This is a genomic window from Enterobacter sp. JBIWA003 (assembly GCF_019968825.1).
GTDB lineage: Bacteria > Pseudomonadota > Gammaproteobacteria > Enterobacterales > Enterobacteriaceae > Enterobacter > Enterobacter quasiroggenkampii.
In genome coordinates this window covers 4,090,070-4,104,773 of the sequence record NZ_CP074170.1, presented here as the reverse complement: position 1 = coordinate 4,104,773, position 14,704 = coordinate 4,090,070, and the positions used below count along the sequence as shown (strand labels likewise).

Annotated in this window: 24 protein-coding genes; 6 read left to right on the top strand and 18 right to left on the bottom strand. The window is 53.9% G+C overall.

Annotated elements, in window-relative coordinates; all coding sequences use genetic code 11:
* The first annotated feature begins 111 nt into the window (after positions 1-111).
* Together yjdI and KGP25_RS19845 are read left to right on the top strand one after the other, a co-directional pair.
* Positions 112-342, top strand: a complete 231-nt coding sequence (yjdI, locus tag KGP25_RS19850; protein ID WP_008499689.1) for a 4Fe-4S mono-cluster protein YjdI — start codon at positions 112-114, stop codon at positions 340-342.
* A 10-nt stretch (positions 343-352) separates the two neighbouring features.
* Positions 353-625, top strand: a complete 273-nt coding sequence (locus KGP25_RS19845) for a GNAT family N-acetyltransferase (RefSeq protein ID WP_008499687.1) — start codon at positions 353-355, stop codon at positions 623-625.
* 27 nt (positions 626-652) lie between these two features.
* Here KGP25_RS19845 and KGP25_RS19840 read toward each other — a convergent pair whose 3' ends face one another.
* On the bottom strand, positions 653-1,264 hold the full coding sequence (locus KGP25_RS19840; protein WP_048029141.1) for a LysE family translocator: 612 nt from the start codon (positions 1,262-1,264) through the stop codon (positions 653-655).
* Positions 1,265-1,379: 115 nt separating this feature from the next.
* Here KGP25_RS19840 and KGP25_RS19835 point away from each other — a divergent pair, with 115 nt between their 5' ends.
* On the top strand, positions 1,380-1,850 hold the full coding sequence (locus tag KGP25_RS19835; RefSeq protein WP_008499685.1) for an Lrp/AsnC family transcriptional regulator: 471 nt from the start codon (positions 1,380-1,382) through the stop codon (positions 1,848-1,850).
* 38 nt (positions 1,851-1,888) lie between these two features.
* Here the strand turns inward: KGP25_RS19835 and KGP25_RS19830 are convergent, their stop codons facing one another.
* Complete coding sequence (locus tag KGP25_RS19830; protein ID WP_045909904.1) at positions 1,889-3,118, bottom strand: amino acid permease; 1,230 nt, start codon at positions 3,116-3,118, stop codon at positions 1,889-1,891.
* A gap of 119 nt (positions 3,119-3,237) precedes the next feature.
* Positions 3,238-3,699, bottom strand: a complete 462-nt coding sequence (locus KGP25_RS19825) for a multidrug/biocide efflux PACE transporter (protein ID WP_223539523.1) — start codon at positions 3,697-3,699, stop codon at positions 3,238-3,240.
* Between the two features lie 104 nt (positions 3,700-3,803).
* Here KGP25_RS19825 and KGP25_RS19820 point away from each other — a divergent pair, with 104 nt between their 5' ends.
* Positions 3,804-4,670 (top strand): LysR family transcriptional regulator, encoded by an 867-nt coding sequence (locus KGP25_RS19820; RefSeq protein ID WP_045909903.1) that lies wholly within the window; start codon positions 3,804-3,806, stop codon positions 4,668-4,670.
* A 309-nt stretch (positions 4,671-4,979) separates the two neighbouring features.
* Here KGP25_RS19820 and KGP25_RS19815 read toward each other — a convergent pair whose 3' ends face one another.
* From KGP25_RS19815 to KGP25_RS19750, 14 genes are all read right to left on the bottom strand, one after another.
* A complete protein-coding gene (locus tag KGP25_RS19815) occupies positions 4,980-5,372 on the bottom strand; it encodes a Mor transcription activator family protein (protein WP_050101241.1) in 393 nt (130 codons plus the stop codon).
* Positions 5,369-5,794, bottom strand: coding sequence for a regulatory protein GemA (locus KGP25_RS19810; protein ID WP_181599841.1), 426 nt, complete (start codon positions 5,792-5,794; stop codon positions 5,369-5,371). Before KGP25_RS19810 ends, KGP25_RS19815 begins: the two co-directional genes overlap by 4 nt.
* On the bottom strand, positions 5,787-6,002 hold the full coding sequence (locus tag KGP25_RS19805; RefSeq protein WP_050101243.1) for a hypothetical protein: 216 nt from the start codon (positions 6,000-6,002) through the stop codon (positions 5,787-5,789). The genes KGP25_RS19810 and KGP25_RS19805 overlap by 8 nt, the downstream gene beginning before the upstream one ends.
* Positions 5,992-6,219, bottom strand: coding sequence for a hypothetical protein (locus KGP25_RS19800; RefSeq protein WP_050101244.1), 228 nt, complete (start codon positions 6,217-6,219; stop codon positions 5,992-5,994). The genes KGP25_RS19805 and KGP25_RS19800 overlap by 11 nt, the downstream gene beginning before the upstream one ends.
* Positions 6,216-6,905 (bottom strand): DUF2786 domain-containing protein, encoded by a 690-nt coding sequence (locus KGP25_RS19795; RefSeq protein ID WP_174349455.1) that lies wholly within the window; start codon positions 6,903-6,905, stop codon positions 6,216-6,218. Before KGP25_RS19795 ends, KGP25_RS19800 begins: the two co-directional genes overlap by 4 nt.
* A complete protein-coding gene (locus KGP25_RS19790) occupies positions 6,892-7,188 on the bottom strand; it encodes a hypothetical protein (RefSeq protein WP_001569383.1) in 297 nt (98 codons plus the stop codon). Before KGP25_RS19790 ends, KGP25_RS19795 begins: the two co-directional genes overlap by 14 nt.
* Positions 7,185-7,373 carry a hypothetical protein gene (locus KGP25_RS19785; RefSeq protein WP_063930246.1) on the bottom strand — a complete coding sequence of 63 codons (189 nt, stop codon included), beginning with the start codon at positions 7,371-7,373 and terminating at the stop codon, positions 7,185-7,187. The genes KGP25_RS19790 and KGP25_RS19785 overlap by 4 nt, the downstream gene beginning before the upstream one ends.
* A gap of 78 nt (positions 7,374-7,451) precedes the next feature.
* Positions 7,452-8,063, bottom strand: a complete 612-nt coding sequence (locus tag KGP25_RS19780) for a DUF3164 family protein (protein ID WP_006118595.1) — start codon at positions 8,061-8,063, stop codon at positions 7,452-7,454.
* A gap of 17 nt (positions 8,064-8,080) precedes the next feature.
* A complete protein-coding gene (locus KGP25_RS19775) occupies positions 8,081-8,350 on the bottom strand; it encodes a hypothetical protein (protein WP_223539522.1) in 270 nt (89 codons plus the stop codon).
* 2 nt (positions 8,351-8,352) lie between these two features.
* A complete protein-coding gene (locus tag KGP25_RS19770; RefSeq protein ID WP_050101248.1) occupies positions 8,353-9,519 on the bottom strand; it encodes an AAA family ATPase in 1,167 nt (388 codons plus the stop codon).
* Positions 9,520-9,529: 10 nt separating this feature from the next.
* Complete coding sequence (locus KGP25_RS19765; RefSeq protein WP_050101249.1) at positions 9,530-11,299, bottom strand: DDE-type integrase/transposase/recombinase; 1,770 nt, start codon at positions 11,297-11,299, stop codon at positions 9,530-9,532.
* Between the two features lie 3 nt (positions 11,300-11,302).
* Entirely contained in the window at positions 11,303-12,211 is a 909-nt protein-coding gene (locus tag KGP25_RS19760; protein ID WP_050101250.1) for a hypothetical protein, read from the bottom strand.
* Between the two features lie 9 nt (positions 12,212-12,220).
* On the bottom strand, positions 12,221-12,526 hold the full coding sequence (locus KGP25_RS19755; protein ID WP_000042842.1) for a helix-turn-helix domain-containing protein: 306 nt from the start codon (positions 12,524-12,526) through the stop codon (positions 12,221-12,223).
* Positions 12,523-12,747: a hypothetical protein gene (locus KGP25_RS19750; RefSeq protein ID WP_001041677.1), complete on the bottom strand. Its 225-nt coding sequence runs from the start codon at positions 12,745-12,747 to the stop codon at positions 12,523-12,525. Before KGP25_RS19750 ends, KGP25_RS19755 begins: the two co-directional genes overlap by 4 nt.
* 88 nt (positions 12,748-12,835) lie before the next feature.
* Between KGP25_RS19750 and KGP25_RS19745 the strand changes: the two genes are divergently transcribed.
* Positions 12,836-13,246 carry a helix-turn-helix transcriptional regulator gene (locus KGP25_RS19745; protein WP_214146868.1) on the top strand — a complete coding sequence of 137 codons (411 nt, stop codon included), beginning with the start codon at positions 12,836-12,838 and terminating at the stop codon, positions 13,244-13,246.
* 41 nt (positions 13,247-13,287) lie between these two features.
* A complete protein-coding gene (locus KGP25_RS19740; RefSeq protein WP_223539521.1) occupies positions 13,288-13,815 on the top strand; it encodes a hypothetical protein in 528 nt (175 codons plus the stop codon).
* 47 nt (positions 13,816-13,862) lie between these two features.
* Here KGP25_RS19740 and KGP25_RS19735 read toward each other — a convergent pair whose 3' ends face one another.
* Positions 13,863-14,633: a DNA adenine methylase gene (locus tag KGP25_RS19735; RefSeq protein WP_029464117.1), complete on the bottom strand. Its 771-nt coding sequence runs from the start codon at positions 14,631-14,633 to the stop codon at positions 13,863-13,865.
* Positions 14,634-14,704: the final 71 nt, after the last annotated feature.

Sequence of the window (14,704 nt, the reverse complement as noted above, 5' to 3'; positions counted from 1 at the left end):
ATCTGGCAAGAAAAGAGTTGTGACCTGGCTTTTCGTTTTCGGCGTTATAGCCATCAGGATCCCGTCAGGCTATTCTTCATTCAGCACGATAATAATTACAGAGGCAATGTCATGGATAAAGAGCTACTGGATGCGGGTTACCGGGCCTATACCGGCGAGAAAATTGACGTTTACTTCAACACCGGGATCTGCAAACACTCCGGTAACTGCGTGCGTGGCAGCGCAAAGCTGTTTAATCTGAAACGTAAACCGTGGATTATTCCCGATGAAGTGGACGTTGAAACGGTTGTCCGCGTGATTGATACCTGCCCGAGCGGTGCGCTGAAGTATCGCCAAAAATAAGCGAGGAACCATGGATATTCTGGAAGGCCATAACAAGTTTTACGTGAATGATGCGAACGGCAACCAGGTCGCGGAGATTGTCTTCGTGCCGACTGGCGAGCACCTCAGCATTATCGAGCACACCGATGTGGATGAGAGCCTGAAAGGGCAGGGCGTCGGTAAACAACTGGTGGCGAAAGTGGTGGAGAAGATGCGCGGTGAGAACCGCAAAATTATTCCGCTGTGCCCGTTCGCGAAACATGAGTTTGATAAAACGCGGGAATATGACGATATTCGGGCGTAAATAACACCGGCGATGGCCGGTGTTTTTTTATCTTACCTGCTCAAGCAGCAATACCATCGCGATCAGCACCATTATCCCTCCAGATGCCATGCTCACCCGACGCGCCGCCTGTGGCCGGGTCGCCAGCACCGCTTTCGAACCATACCCCACCAGCAGATAGACCAGCGTACAGGTGATAAGGTGCATCATCCCAAGCGTGGACATTTGCATTGCTAACGACCAGCTCCCGGTCGGGTCTGTAAACTGCGGGAGCAGGGCCAGGAACAGCAAAAACACTTTCGGGTTTAGGCCGCTAATACAGAGCCCTTTCACCGCCCACTGTCGCCAGTTTCCCGCGTGGTGGCTCGCTTTTTCCGGGGCGGCAGGGTGCCGCAACAGTCCGATGCCGAGCCACAGGAGATACGCGGCCCCCGCGAGGGTCAGCCCGGTTAACGCCAGCGGATGTTGAGCAATCACGACCCCCACGCCAGCCACGACAATGAGCGTGGCTAACAGATGCCCTGACATCAGCCCCAGCACCGCCGGTACCACGCGTCGCCCGTTAATCCCGGCGCTAATGGCGTAGGCCCAGTCGGCGCCTGGCGTCATGATGAGCAGAAACGAAACCACCCAAAAGCCGGCCACAATACTCATTTCCATCGTTCTGAAAACTCCCGCAGTGCGTTAAACGTTGCGAAAAAGAATATCGTTAACCCTGCGAAATAGGCTTTCAATGTTATGCTCATAACACGGTGAAATTGAGAAAATCTTCCAAATGGACAGCATCGATCGAAAAATTCTTGCGGCGCTCCAGTCTGATGGACGCCTGTCGCTTACCGAGCTGGCTGAGCGGGTCAATCTGAGCCTCTCGCCCTGCCATCGTCGCGTGCGGGCGCTGGAGCAAAGCGGGGCCATAACGGGATACCGTGCAAGCCTCGACCCCGCCAAAATGGGGTTTAACTTCCTGGCAATCGTCTTTGCGACGCTGAAAGAAGGGGACCGAAAGGCGGTTAGCGCATTTGAAGAGGCGGTGGAGGAGATCCCGCAGATCGTGCTGGCGCAGCGTCTGTTTGGCGATCCCGATTATCTGATGCACGTTGTGACCCGCGACCTCTCCGCTTTCCAGAAGCTCTATGACGAGAAGCTTTCCGCCATGCCTGGCGTGCAGCATCTTCGCTCAACGCTTGTCATGAAAACGGTGGTGCAGGACAGACCTTTTCCGCTGGACGTTACGGGACGAGACTGAATGACATGCCCGGCAGAGCGCCGGGCATCAAAGAGGGGTTAGCCGACGAACATTACCGACACGCACAGCACCCCGACGATCAGCGTCAGCAGGTTGCCAATGGAACGGTACGGTTTCAGGGAGGGGATGAGATACGTCGACAGCGTCGGCATGATAAACAGGATCATGGCGATAAGCGGGCCGCTGATGGCGTAAATCATCGAAATGGCGTTCGGGTTAATGCAGCAGACGGCAAAGGTGATTAACGACACCCCCATAATGGAAATCGCGCGGTTAAAGGCGCGGCTCTTTTTCACCCCCACTTGATTCAGCGACGACTTCACGATCTCCGTCGCCCCTTCAATCACCCCAAAATAGGTGCCGAGGAACGATTTCGACATCGCAATTATCGCCACGACAATCCCGGAAATTCCCAGCCACGCCGGTGAAGAGGGCATCATCGACAACGCGGACAGGATCGTCACCCCTTCCTCTTTGGCGGCCACAATGTACGACGGCGGAATAGAGAGCAGGCAGCTGAAGACAAAGAACAGCACGCTCAGGCAGATAATCAGGTACGCCACCTTCATGATTTTCTTGCATTTATCCATGGCGCCGTCGCCAAATTTCTCGCGACGGTCAACGGCAAACGTGGAGATAATCGGGGTATGGCTGAACGCAAATACCATCACCGGAATCGAAATCCAGACCTGGTGCAGCGTGTGGCGATCGACGGCCATCTGGCTGGTCAGCAGCGAGGGCTGCCAGCTGCCGATCAGATAGAGCGAGACAAACAGGAAATAGGCAATCAGCGGAAACACCAGGAAGCCCATCACTTTTATCGTGATATGCCGTCCCATCAGGAAGATCAGATTCAGGACCAGCACCACGCCAAGGCTGACCAGCACGCGAACAGCGGTATCCACCGTCAGGTGTTTTCCCAGTTGCTCGGTTAACGAGTTGGTGATGGCCACCGCATAAATCTGCACCACCACAAAGAAGGCGATGAAATAGAGCGTGGTGATCAGGTTGCCGATCTTCCGGCCGTAATAGTGCGAAACGGCGCCGGTGATCCCTTCGTTGCCTTTCGTTTTTGACGAGAGGATAAATTGCGCCAGCGCTTTGTGCGGCCAGTAGGTTAAGGGGTAGGCCACGAGGGCAGTAATAAACAGGACGATTGCGCCTGCGGAGCCCAGCTGAATGGGCAGGAAGAGCGTTCCTGCGCCCACGGCCGTGCCGTAGAGAGCGAAACTCCAGAGAGTCTCATCTTTTGACCAAATTTTCGACATTAGAGCAACGTATCAACTATCAAACCATCAGAATGGAGTGCAATTTACCATAGTTATGCACGGAGAGCGCAGTTGCTTCGAAGGCGTTTGGCCGGAACGGGCGTCCGGCCAGAAGGCATTTAGCCTGCCAGGGCGCGCCGTTGCTGGCGGCGCTTAAGAAATTTCTCGCGAAGGCAATCGTACGCCCAGTTATAGAACATGGTGTACGGCAGGAAGAACAGGAAGAAACCTATTTCCAGTGTGAATGCCTGCAGCAGGGTGACGCCCAGCACGGCGGCGACAATCGACACCCCAATCACAATAAACCCGCATTCGAAACCCAGGGCATGCAGCGCACGCACTTTTGCCGTACGTTTGACGCGCTGAACGGGCCAGAAACGGTCGAAGCCGAAGTTATAAATAATGTTCCACAGCATGGCGGTGGTCGCCAGAATAATGGTCAACCCACCCATTTCCAACACGGAACGCTGCATGAGCCACGCTGCCGTAGGGGCGAGGATCGCCGTCGCGATCCCTTCAAAACAGACAGCATGAAAGATCCGCTCCGGCAGTTTACGTTGGAGTGCATCCTGATGTTGCATAGCGATAGACCTCGTTATTCGCCGGTATCGGCGTTGATGTGGCCTATTTTCATCGCTAAAGCTGATATATTAAAGATAGTATCCATCGCTAAAGTAGATAGGTTATGCGCTATTCACCCGAAGCCCTTACCGCGTTTGTCGAGACCGTTGCGGCAGGCTCTTTCTCTGCGGCCGCACGCCGGCTGCGTAAAAGCCAGTCGACGGTCAGCACGTCCATTGCCCATCTTGAAGCCGACCTGGGCTTCGAGCTGTTTGACCGCTCGGCACGCCAGCCGGTGTTAACGGCCCAGGGGGAACAGGTGCTGGGCTATGTGCAGGCTATTCTCGCCGCCAGCACGCGGCTGGATGAGCTGGCGGTGTCGCTATCGGCGCAAACGGAGGCGCGTCTGACGTTTGTCCTTTCCGATACCCTCAACCCGGACGTGCTGGAAGAGATGATGAAACAGTTTGACGCGCGCTTTCCCCATACGGAATTCGAATGTCTGATTGGCGAGGAGGAGGACGTGATCGATCTCCTGCAAAAGGAGCGCGCGCAGATTGGCCTCACCGAGGCGCGAGACGGTTATCCTACGGATATCGGCGCTATCCGGCTGCCGATGCAGACCCGCATGGCGATCTATGTCGCGACTACGCATCCGCTCGCCGGACAACATGACGTTCAGCGTGACGAGCTGCACGGTTGGCGAGAGCTGCGCCTGAGCACCTATCTTGAGCGCGAGGCGGAGATCGCGCGCGGGCCCGTCTGGTCAGCCCCGAATTACCTGTTACTCTTGAGTATGGCGGTACAGGGATTTGGCTGGTGCGTCTTGCCGTGCGCGCTGGTGGATGAGTTTGCCGCCGCGAAATCCCTGGTACAGCTCAATGTTCCCGGCTGGCCGCGGGCGATCGGCATCGATCTGCTGTGGAATAAACGATCCCCTCCCGGCGTTGCCGGAAGCTGGCTGCGACAGTATCTGCAGGATGCACGCTGATCCTTGTGATTAAACTCACTATTTTTAAACAATTAAGATAATTGCCAGTAACAATCCTCTACTATCGTCATGTCATTTAACACAGAGGTCGTGATGAAAGATGTCGTAATAGTGGGTGCGTTGCGTACAGCTATCGGCTGTTTTCAGGTGATTAGACTTGAGATAAATGACAGGGAATAAGTGAGATAATTATGGGAAGAACTGGGTCAACATGGGAAGAGACTGGATGGAATATGCAATAACGTTACAGTATGTGAAAATCAGACCGGCCCGAAAAAAACAGAACTCGCGCCAGCCTGATTGCAGATGTTACTCCTTTTTCCCCGTATCGGCATCGGGTTCACCATCAAACAGTTTGCCCTGCATCCGATCCAGTTCTTCTTTTCTGACCCGCTTCACCACGCTGTAGACCCACTGTAGCGAAACGCCAAATTTGCGGGCCAGTTCGTGATGGTTGCGTCCGTCAAACTCAAGGAAGATTTCCCGGTCGCGCTGGCTAACCTTCCAGACCATGCCCATCGGAAAATAGACGTTTTGCCCGCCCCAGACCTGCATCATGCGGTTCGCGACAGCCTGACCAATCTGGTCGGCAACTACGGGTTCGATTTCAATAATCTCGCGGACGGTCTCAGAAGTGTGCTGTGCCAGTTCCACCAACAGTTCCGGCCCTTTACTACGAAACTGATTCAAGTCGTCGCTCATTGCTTCACCCCCGCAGCCCTGCGCTGCCACTTCTTCAGTTTCTCAATTACGCTACTTGCCTGCTCATTGCTGAGCCAGCGTAACGCGCTGATGCCCGTTTCCCGTTTAACCCAAAGCGTCAGCGCCTGCTCTGAACTGTCACGGATGACGCCTGCCGCAGCCATTTCAAGCCATAGCGCACGGATTTTTTTTGACTGCGGATGGCTATCCAGCGGTAAACCGGACCTGGCTTTCCCGGCAGGCTTAATGCGAAAGCCTTTCTTTTTCATGGATTCCAGCACGCGGTTTAGCTGTGGGGTATCCATCCCTTTGGTTGAGGCTATGCCGGTCAGCCCCTGTAGCATCTGGCGGTAGGTGTCCTCATCCATCTGGAGGTCGCTGCGGGCAATATGAATGAGTTGAATAAGACGCTGCTTAGTCATCATCGCCACTCCTTTTACCTGCGCCACCGATATAGTCGACATATAAAGGAAGCGCGACAGGCCAGCACAGAAACATAACGGCCCAACTGATCCAGTGTCCGGCACCGCTGTAACGTGAGTAAAACCCTGAACGGCGGTGCAGTTCAGCGGTACACCACCCCACGAAACCATACCAGAACAGGGCACATACAATTGATTCAGCCATCATAATGAATCCCACCCCAGTTAATATGAATGTTACGGGCTGTAGTAACCGGATCGTTATTCCACCATGCACCTGACATGTAATTTTTAACTTGCTCTCGTCCAGCAATAACACCAATTTGAATGCCGGGCCTTACGTTCTTAAAAAAGGCGCGAGCAAAAAGATATTTAGCAGCTGTACGACAAGGGGGCGGTGCTTTCTTCTTACGCGATAACATCATCTTTCAGCCCTCAGTTTATGCTGCTCCTGCCCGCCAACGGGCTGATGCAGGCGGACGTTTTCCCCTTCTCTGTAACCGATGTGGCGGGACATGTCTGCGTCCCGTGATTTCCCGGCCCCACGCCCCGTGGTTGTGCCTGAGTCAGGGTATTTTTGTTCAAGCCAGAGGCTTGCCAGCTCCCGTTCTTCGCGGGACATAGCAAATAAATGAACCTCGCTGCGCACGGCCAGAACCCAGCCTTCGGCAAATTTGTCACCACGGCTGGTCTTGGTCGTGTTTTTGATCCTTTTATTCTGCTGTCGAATATAGTTTTTACGGGCCACGATTAATTGTCTGGCCAGTACTTCCCATGTATATGAGGCCAGTTCAACCCTTTCTTTATTCCCGTAAAAACCAACGCTGGGTTTAAAGCCGGAGTGAATAATAGACTTAACGCCAAATGCTACCTGGATAATATCCAGCAGACCCAGCATGTATCGCGGCGGGTTAACGCTACCTGCTGCCCAGTAGTTACTGACGCTTTCATCAATATCGCTGAGTGCGAGGTCAGCCTGGGTTATGTTATAGGCCTGCATCAGCTTCTGGGCGCGTTGCAGGGCCAGCGCCGCTTCATGGGGGTTGTCAGATTTAGCCAGCGCCAGCAGCTTTTTTAACTTCTCCAGCAGCTTTTCATTATTCTGCGGCATAAGTCACCCCCAGGCGTTCGGCAAGGCGTTCCAGCTTTTTCTGCTTATGAAAGTCAATCATCAGGCCCATCCCGTTGAGGCGGAACTGTTCAATCATGATTTCAACGTCAGCCAGCTCGCCAGCCAGATCAACTTCATTGCCCAGTCCGTTCATGTTGCGGGCAGCGGCAGCGGCCAGTTCGGCGGCTTCTTCCATCAGCTTCAGCGCCTGTGCTTCAGGGCCAAAGGTTTTTAGGGCCAGATTGTAGATCGTCGAACGGTTATATAATTTCATGCCTTTCATTGTTTTGCCTCGCAGGGGATGAACTCCATGGCCGGAACTTCGGTGTAGTAATGCTGGCTACAGTGCGGGCATACCAGCGTGATGAGGACGGCTGGCACACGGTACTTACCGGAGGTAATGACGCTGGCGTCGCTGAATTTCAGGGTGGTGATACCTTTCTGGCAATTGGTACATTTGATGGACATAATTTATTCCTCAATGCTGTTTTCGGCGTGCAGAAGCCCACGGCGCTGACGCCGAAATAAAAAGAAATTGAATTAAAATTAAATGGCAGCGATATCTAACGGGATATTAATTAGCTTCCCGTGTTTATCTTTCTCCCGGAAATTAATATAGGTTTTGGACATTGCCACCTGCAGTGATTCCGATATGGCCTCCATTGCCCGGTTCCAGCGCTCGTCCTGAATCTTGACGCGGCGCAGGGAAAGAATACGTCCGGTATTAAGCTGGCCCTCTTTGTCCACCTGGAAAGCATCGCTGATGATGGCCCGCAGGTTGGCGTTCGCACCTTCCGACCACTCGGTGACGCACTCGTCTATCAGGTCTTTGGCAATCTGCAGTTCAGGTCCGAAGGTCAGGGTTTCCTGCACGCGGATGGTGATCTGCTGAGCACCGTCGAAGCTGCTGAAGGTTACGTTGCCTTTGGCACCGCCGCGCGTTCTGCCGTACTTCTCGGCCACAAGGTCAAGCCAGGCATAGCACTCGTCAAAGGCTCGACGCTTGAAGTCGCTGAGTTCGTCGCGTTTAACCTTCGCAGCGGCAACCTGTTCTTTAACGAAAGAGTCCATCGCAAGGTCATAGTCAGACACCTGGTCAACCGGCACCAGGCGCCCCTTGCGGTCTTTCATGTAGTCTTCTTTATTTACTTCGCTCATCTCTGTTCACCTTATGGTTAATGTAATGACTCTGACCAGGTAATACGGCAGCCATGCAGTTCAAAGACGCCCTGACGAAAGCGCCCTGAGCCGTCATGACCAACACGGGTATAACTCGCTTTGCCCTGCTCCAGCAGGCGGGCACAGTGCCCGTTGCGGGCGATACGGATAACCGGCTTACTGCCCGCAATCATGACGCTCTGCACGGTAGTGTTCATGGCGTTTAGCGCCATAATGGCGGACTGCACCTTGTTCATCTGCTGATTGATATCGGCGATGGATTTCATGATTAAACCCCTTTGACGACGTCGGCGTTGACCTGCGGAACCCCGATTTCAGCAGCCAGATTCATGGCTGCTATCACCAGGTTACTGACGGCCAGCGGATACAGCAGGCTGACCATGCTTTTTCGGTTGCTGCCCAGATTGCTCAGGCGGGCGCGGATGGCTTCTACTGCGCTGGCGTCCATGATGTCGGCCAGCTGCTTACCGGCGCGTTGCAGTTTGAACGTCAGAAACTCTTCGAGGCTGTTGTCCAGAGGCAGCAGTTCAACCACCTCGCAGCGCTGGACGACCTCACGGACTTCCATGTTGCGTTCGGACAGTTTGTCCGCCAGTTCAGGCTGGCCAATCAGCACGATGGACAGCAGTTTTTTAAAGCCTGATTCCAGCTCGAAGAAGCGTTTGAGGTGCTTCAGCGTCGGGATGGGCAGGCTGTGGGCCTCCTCAATCACCAGAACGTGGCTGAAGCCCGCCTGGCTGCTGTCCTTCAGGACGCGGTGCAACTGGCGGAAACGGGCGTCCTGGCTGCGTTTGATACTCTCCAGTGGCGCGATGGTGCTGATGATGGCCTCGGCGATAGCTGCTGCCTTCAGGGTTTTGCCCTTCACGTCGTTGTCTTCCATGGCGATGATGTATGGCTCGATAACAATCACCGGCGCGTTCTCGCGGTTGACGCGTTCAATCAGGTCGCGGCGCAGCGTGGATTTACCCGCACCGGACTCGCCGATAACCGCCAGAAAGCCACCGTGGCGGGCGGTCTGGAACAGCGCCTCACGCACGTAGCGGATATCCGGCGTGGTGAACACATCGTCCGCGCCCTGCATGGCTTCATCGGCAAACGGGTCACGGAAAAGGCCAAACGCTTTTTTGGTTGCTGGAAATAACACCTGCTTTTTGAGTAACATGTTCTCTTCCTCACTGAGGTTGGTTTTATCGGTAGTACCCGCTGTACGGGGCGTGACAGCGCCCCGTGCAGCATCAAAACTTTTCGCTGTATCAATCCCCTGACTTTCCAGCCAGGACGCCAGACGCTGGCGTACCTCTTCGGGGCTGGTGCGTGGCCACTCGTTATGGTTCACAATCTGGGCCAGTGTGGCCTCGGAAACGGCGACGGCTCTTGCCACCACTGCCTGCGGGATGCGGGCCTCTTTCAGTTGTTGCTTCAGTACCAGCATGTCTTCCTCCTCAGTTGCCGTTAACGATGCTGATAACGCTGTTGTGGGCCGGAGCGGTCAGGGTGACCATCACTTCATCCAGTGCAGCTTCCGGTACGCCTTCCGGGTACCGTGCCGTTAACTGGCGGTAACATTCCGGCGTCCAGGTATGGCCGTTCGCGCTGAACTTCTCGCGCAGGGCTTTCGCGGCCTCCACATGGGTCAGCGGACGCTGCTCAATACGCGGGCCGCGCACGTCTGAAGCCTGACCGCGCTTAGGCATATAGGCCGGAAGCGTGGTGTCGTCGATATGTTTATACGGGTCCAGTCGCCCGCCAAACGGCAGCGCCTTCGCCTTGCGTGCAGCAGCTGCATCGGCGGCGTTATCCGTGCCGGTGACCAGCTCTTCGATTTCTTTTGCCGCCGTCTGCGCCGGGGTCTCCGGCAGGGCTTTGTAGTTTTCGCCAAATACCGCCGCGCTTTCGGCAAAGCCAAACTCGTTCTTTCTGACCTCTTCGACCAGGAAGAACGTCTCGTGGCCGTCTTCGCCGGTCAGCACCACCTGCGCCACATCGCTGCGCCACGGGTTACGGGTAATCATCAGTTTTTCACCGACCATCACGCCCGGCACCGTCGAAACATCAAACTCTGCGCCCCGGAACGGTACACGCAGTTTTGATGTGACCTTGCGGCTTTCCGGCGCAGCCACCGCCAGTTCGCGGCATACCTCGACGGAAGGTGCTTTCTTCAACTGCTCTGCGGTGATTTTCAGCCAGATATCCGTGCGGGTTTTACCGTGGCGACTGTGGACTGCAGTGGCGTTAAAGTGGCTGCGCCATTTCACGGCCAGCGCGTTCAGTTCTTCCAGGCTGTGAACCGGCTGGAACTTGAGACCCGGCTCCAGCTTGCGTTCGATAATGTCACGGGCCTTTTCCACCTGCCCGGTAGCGCGGGCGTTATGCGGCTTGTGCGCTATCAGGTCGATGCCAAGCGAGCGGCACATGTTTTTCGTCATGCCAGCGGTGTTCGCCGAGCCGGGGTCGAGATAGAGTATTTTCGGCACACCGTGCAGTACGTCTGCGCCGCCGCGCTCCTGCATGGCGTTGATAAGCACAGAGCAAAGGTTTTCACCCGACTCCGCGCCCATCACGTACTCAACGTAAATCCAGCCGCTGGTATGGTCGGTAATCTCATAACTCCACACGCGGTCACTGGCGATGCGGGCGATGTTGGCAGGCTTGTTCTTGTAGAACTTCGCGCTGTCCATCACCTGCAGCCCTTTATGCCCGTTACTCAGGTAGTAAAGCGTACAAAGTGAGGCATCAATCTCCCAGACGTGGTTAGGGTGCAGGCTGGCCATTTCGGAGGACGGGGCCGGTGCGTCAAGCTGTTCCGGGTGCAGACCATAGTTACGCAGGGCGCGGCTGATGGTGTCCTCGGACAAAGGGAAAAACTCGCCGGTGGCCTCGTCCGTTCTGCCTGCGGTGATAAGGCCGTTTGAACGCAGGGTCTCCACAGCATCCGCGATGGAATACAGGCGCTTGCCGTTCTTACGGGTGGCCTCGCGCAACGTGGCGGATATCAGCGCGGCTTCGTCGCGGCTCAGGGCGCTGCGCCCGGCATCGGCGCGTTTTTTGCGTTTATCAGTCACTGATACCTCCTTCAGTTTGCGCAGCAGGGTGGCGCGGGACATGCCCAGTTCAGCGCAGGCGGCGTCGTATATTGCACCGCGCTTACCATGCCCCGCGTCACGTGCCGCGCGGGCAACATAAACCAGTCGTTCAGTCAGGGCGGCACTCATCGGTTATGCCTCCTGCCCGTTAATCTGTGGCGTCGGGTCAGTCAGCCATGAAGGGGCGGCGTTACCTGTCGGCTCATCCGGCAGGTCAAATGTGGAGCGCAGGCCACGCGCGGTGCTTTCCAGCTGGCAGACCAGACCGGCCATAAAGTCTCTGGGGGTATCAATCATGTTTTCAGCGCAGTATGCGCACAGGGTCTCAAAGGCGCTGGACAGTCGAACCGCGATGGCAGATTCCGCCTCAACCGCTAACGCCGTCACTTCTGCCCGCATCTTCTTCACCTCTTCGTCAGGCTTAGGCGGCTGGATACGGGATTTCTTCTCCAGTTTTGTGGAAAGCGAGTCGATTTTTTCGTTTTTGTCGGCCAGTACGCGCTGTTGTGCTGCGTTGGTTTCGCGGGCTTCGCGAAGAGACTGGCGCAACTCACGTACCGACATGCGATCAACATCATCTAGCGTCAGGCCTGCCACTGTGCCGCCATCTGCTAATTGAGCCAGTTCTTCATCATCTTCCAGCATTAGTTCGTATAACTTTGAGCGTCCTAAAAGCGAAAACGTTTTCGCTTTTGACTCCAGTTCTGGAGATAGAAATTTGAGTGCGGCCTGCGCCATTTTTTGCGCAATGCGAGGTTCAATGCCGAGATGCTCCCTGACAATCTCAACAAACTCGCCATGCGGCTCATTCTCTTTAAGGATAATCAGCCGCTTACCAGCTTCCAGCATGGCTTCAGCACTCTGAGCCATGTAGAAGCGTGTCTCGTGAACGATGCGGTCACGTTCATATGGCAGGCCATCACCAAACTGCTGCATGATTTCGAGGCGATGTTCAGACATAGCATTAAGATTGACACTGAGACCATCGGTCAGCGGCGCATCTTCCACTAATTCAACTGGTTGTGATTTTGTGCGTCCCATTTCAACTCCTTAGCGACTGCCAGCCATAACACGCTGGTTGATTTCATTGATACGATCCTGCGCCCGTGCCATTTCGGTACTGTGCGCCATGGCGATTTGTAAGAGCTGGACTCCAGGGGCAAAACGCCCGTTATCCAGTTTCAGGGCCAGTCCTTCTTCGATAAGGGTATTCAGCGCACGGTTGATATTCGCCGGTGACTCACCCAGAGCCGATGCCAGTTCACCGTTAGAAACACCGTTCAGAGCGTGACCGCGCAAAGCTTTAAGGACACGCAAAATACGGGTACCTGAGCTTGATGTATTTGGTTTACTCATGACGCCTCCTTGAGGATGCCGGGGGTAACTTCTTTGCCTATTGCGACCGAAAGGTCTCGCAAAATCCGATAAGTCAAACGACCGCGTGGTAGTTCGCTTTTTCCTGCCCAGCGGCTGACAGCTTGGGTGACTGTTCGTGGCTCATAGCCCGCGTTAAGCGCGAACTGGCGCAAGCTACTGCCTCGTTCAACCAGCCGTGCCCGAACTTGTTGTTTGTTCATATGCACCGTGTTCCTGTTGGGTTATGATGTACTCTATTGGGTCTATTGTACGCACCCAAACGGGTATGTCAAATTGAGATATGTTCAAATGAGTATAAAAGAGAGATTGCGCGAAGCGATGGATGCTAAGAGTTTGACAATAAAAGCATTGTCAGACTTGTCAAAAATTCCATATCGCTCACTTCAAAACTATCTGCGTGGAGAGAGAGAACCTAATGCGGAGGCTCTTGTTGCGTTAAGCACCCATTTGAACATATCAATAGATTGGCTACTTACTGGTAAAGGGGAAGCTGTTGGGGTAGAGAAAGAACAGCCAGCTAATCAGGAGCAGCATTTCAACCAGTCTGATCTGAAGTTATTGGAACTGCTCAACCAACTGGAGCCAGAGGTGCGAAAAGAGTTGCTGCGAGGCGCTGAGGAAAAACAGCGAATGATTGATATGGAAAAACAGCTTAAGGAGCTGTCCGCAGCGTTCGATAGATTAAAAAATACGGGTTAATCTGTTCCTATTAAGAACATTAGAGGTATAAGGACATGACTATGCGCAAATTATTTTTACCGTTGATATTTGTTTTATCTGGGTGTGGAGATAATACCGATCCTGCTGATACGTCCACCACAGCTAAGGAGCACACGGTTTTTAGCGTTGAAACAGATAATCCGGTTATTAAACGCGAATTACCGTTTATTCGCCAACAACTCCCCGGCCTGGATAAGTACGCGGACAGTTTTGAAAAAATCGAAGTATCCGAGGATAGCGAACACCCGGTGACAACGGTGCAGTTTCATATTAAAGACGAAAATAATATTCCAAGTGACTACATAGCCTCTGGTCATAATTGTTATTTGTTCATATCAAATAATGCCCACGAAGTGAAAATATCTAAATCAGCATGTCAGGCTGTTTTTTTCGATAAAACGGATGTTCCCGGTGGAGACCTGACCGTGAAACTTGATAAGGAAAAAGTTCCTATGACAGATGATGGTAAGCCTCCGCGAGCAGGTTGTTTGAAGGCTTATTCACCAGAGCCAGATAATGATTATTGGACTTGTCCAAGGCAGGATTAAATGTTTAGGTGGTGCTGCAGATGCACCACCACCTTTAACTACCTCTTTCAAAAATTACAAATTACCAGCTCTTTCTTCGGGCTGGGTTTGCCTGTTACCTTCAGGTTGTAGCTGATATCAACTGTCTGAATGTTCAGTCCATTGAACGCCTGCCGCATTTCCGGGATATCGTTCACCGATATAATCATCTTCCCTTTGATCCTACGCGCCAGCTCTGCCATGTGATCATAGTTTTCCAGCCCGAACTCCACACCATAGCCTTCCGTTCCCCAGTACGGTGGGTCACAGTAGAACAGCGTATGCGGGCGATCATATCGCTCTATGCACTGGTTCCAGTCCAGATGTTCTATCAGCGTTCTGGACAGGCGCAGGTGTGCCATCGACAGTTCTTCTTCGATGCGCAGGAGATTGAAGCGCGGTGCACTGGTTGTAGAGGTTCCGAAAGTGTGATCGGCGACCTTACCGCCAAACGCCTGTTTCTGCAGGTAGTAGAACCGGGCCGCCCGCTGTATGTCGGTGAGTGTCTCCTCCGGCGTATCCTGCAGCCATTTGTAAATCTGACGGCTGACCAGTGCCCATTTGAACTGGCGGACAAACTCTTCCAGGTGATGTTTTACCACCCGATAGAGGTTCACCAGTTCGCCGTTGATATCGTTAATGACCTCGATCTTGCTGGGTGTCTTAAGAAAATAGAGCGCAGCTGCCCCGCAGAACGGCTCCACATAGCAGGTATGGGCTGGGAAAAGCGGCAGAATATGCTTAGCCAGACGACGTTTGCCGCCAATCCAGGGAACGATGGGTAAAGATTGTTCTTTCATTATCCGTAAGCCTTTTGCAATCAGTGAAAATATGGCAGGCTAGTCTGGTCTCGCGAGACTGACTGAACCCT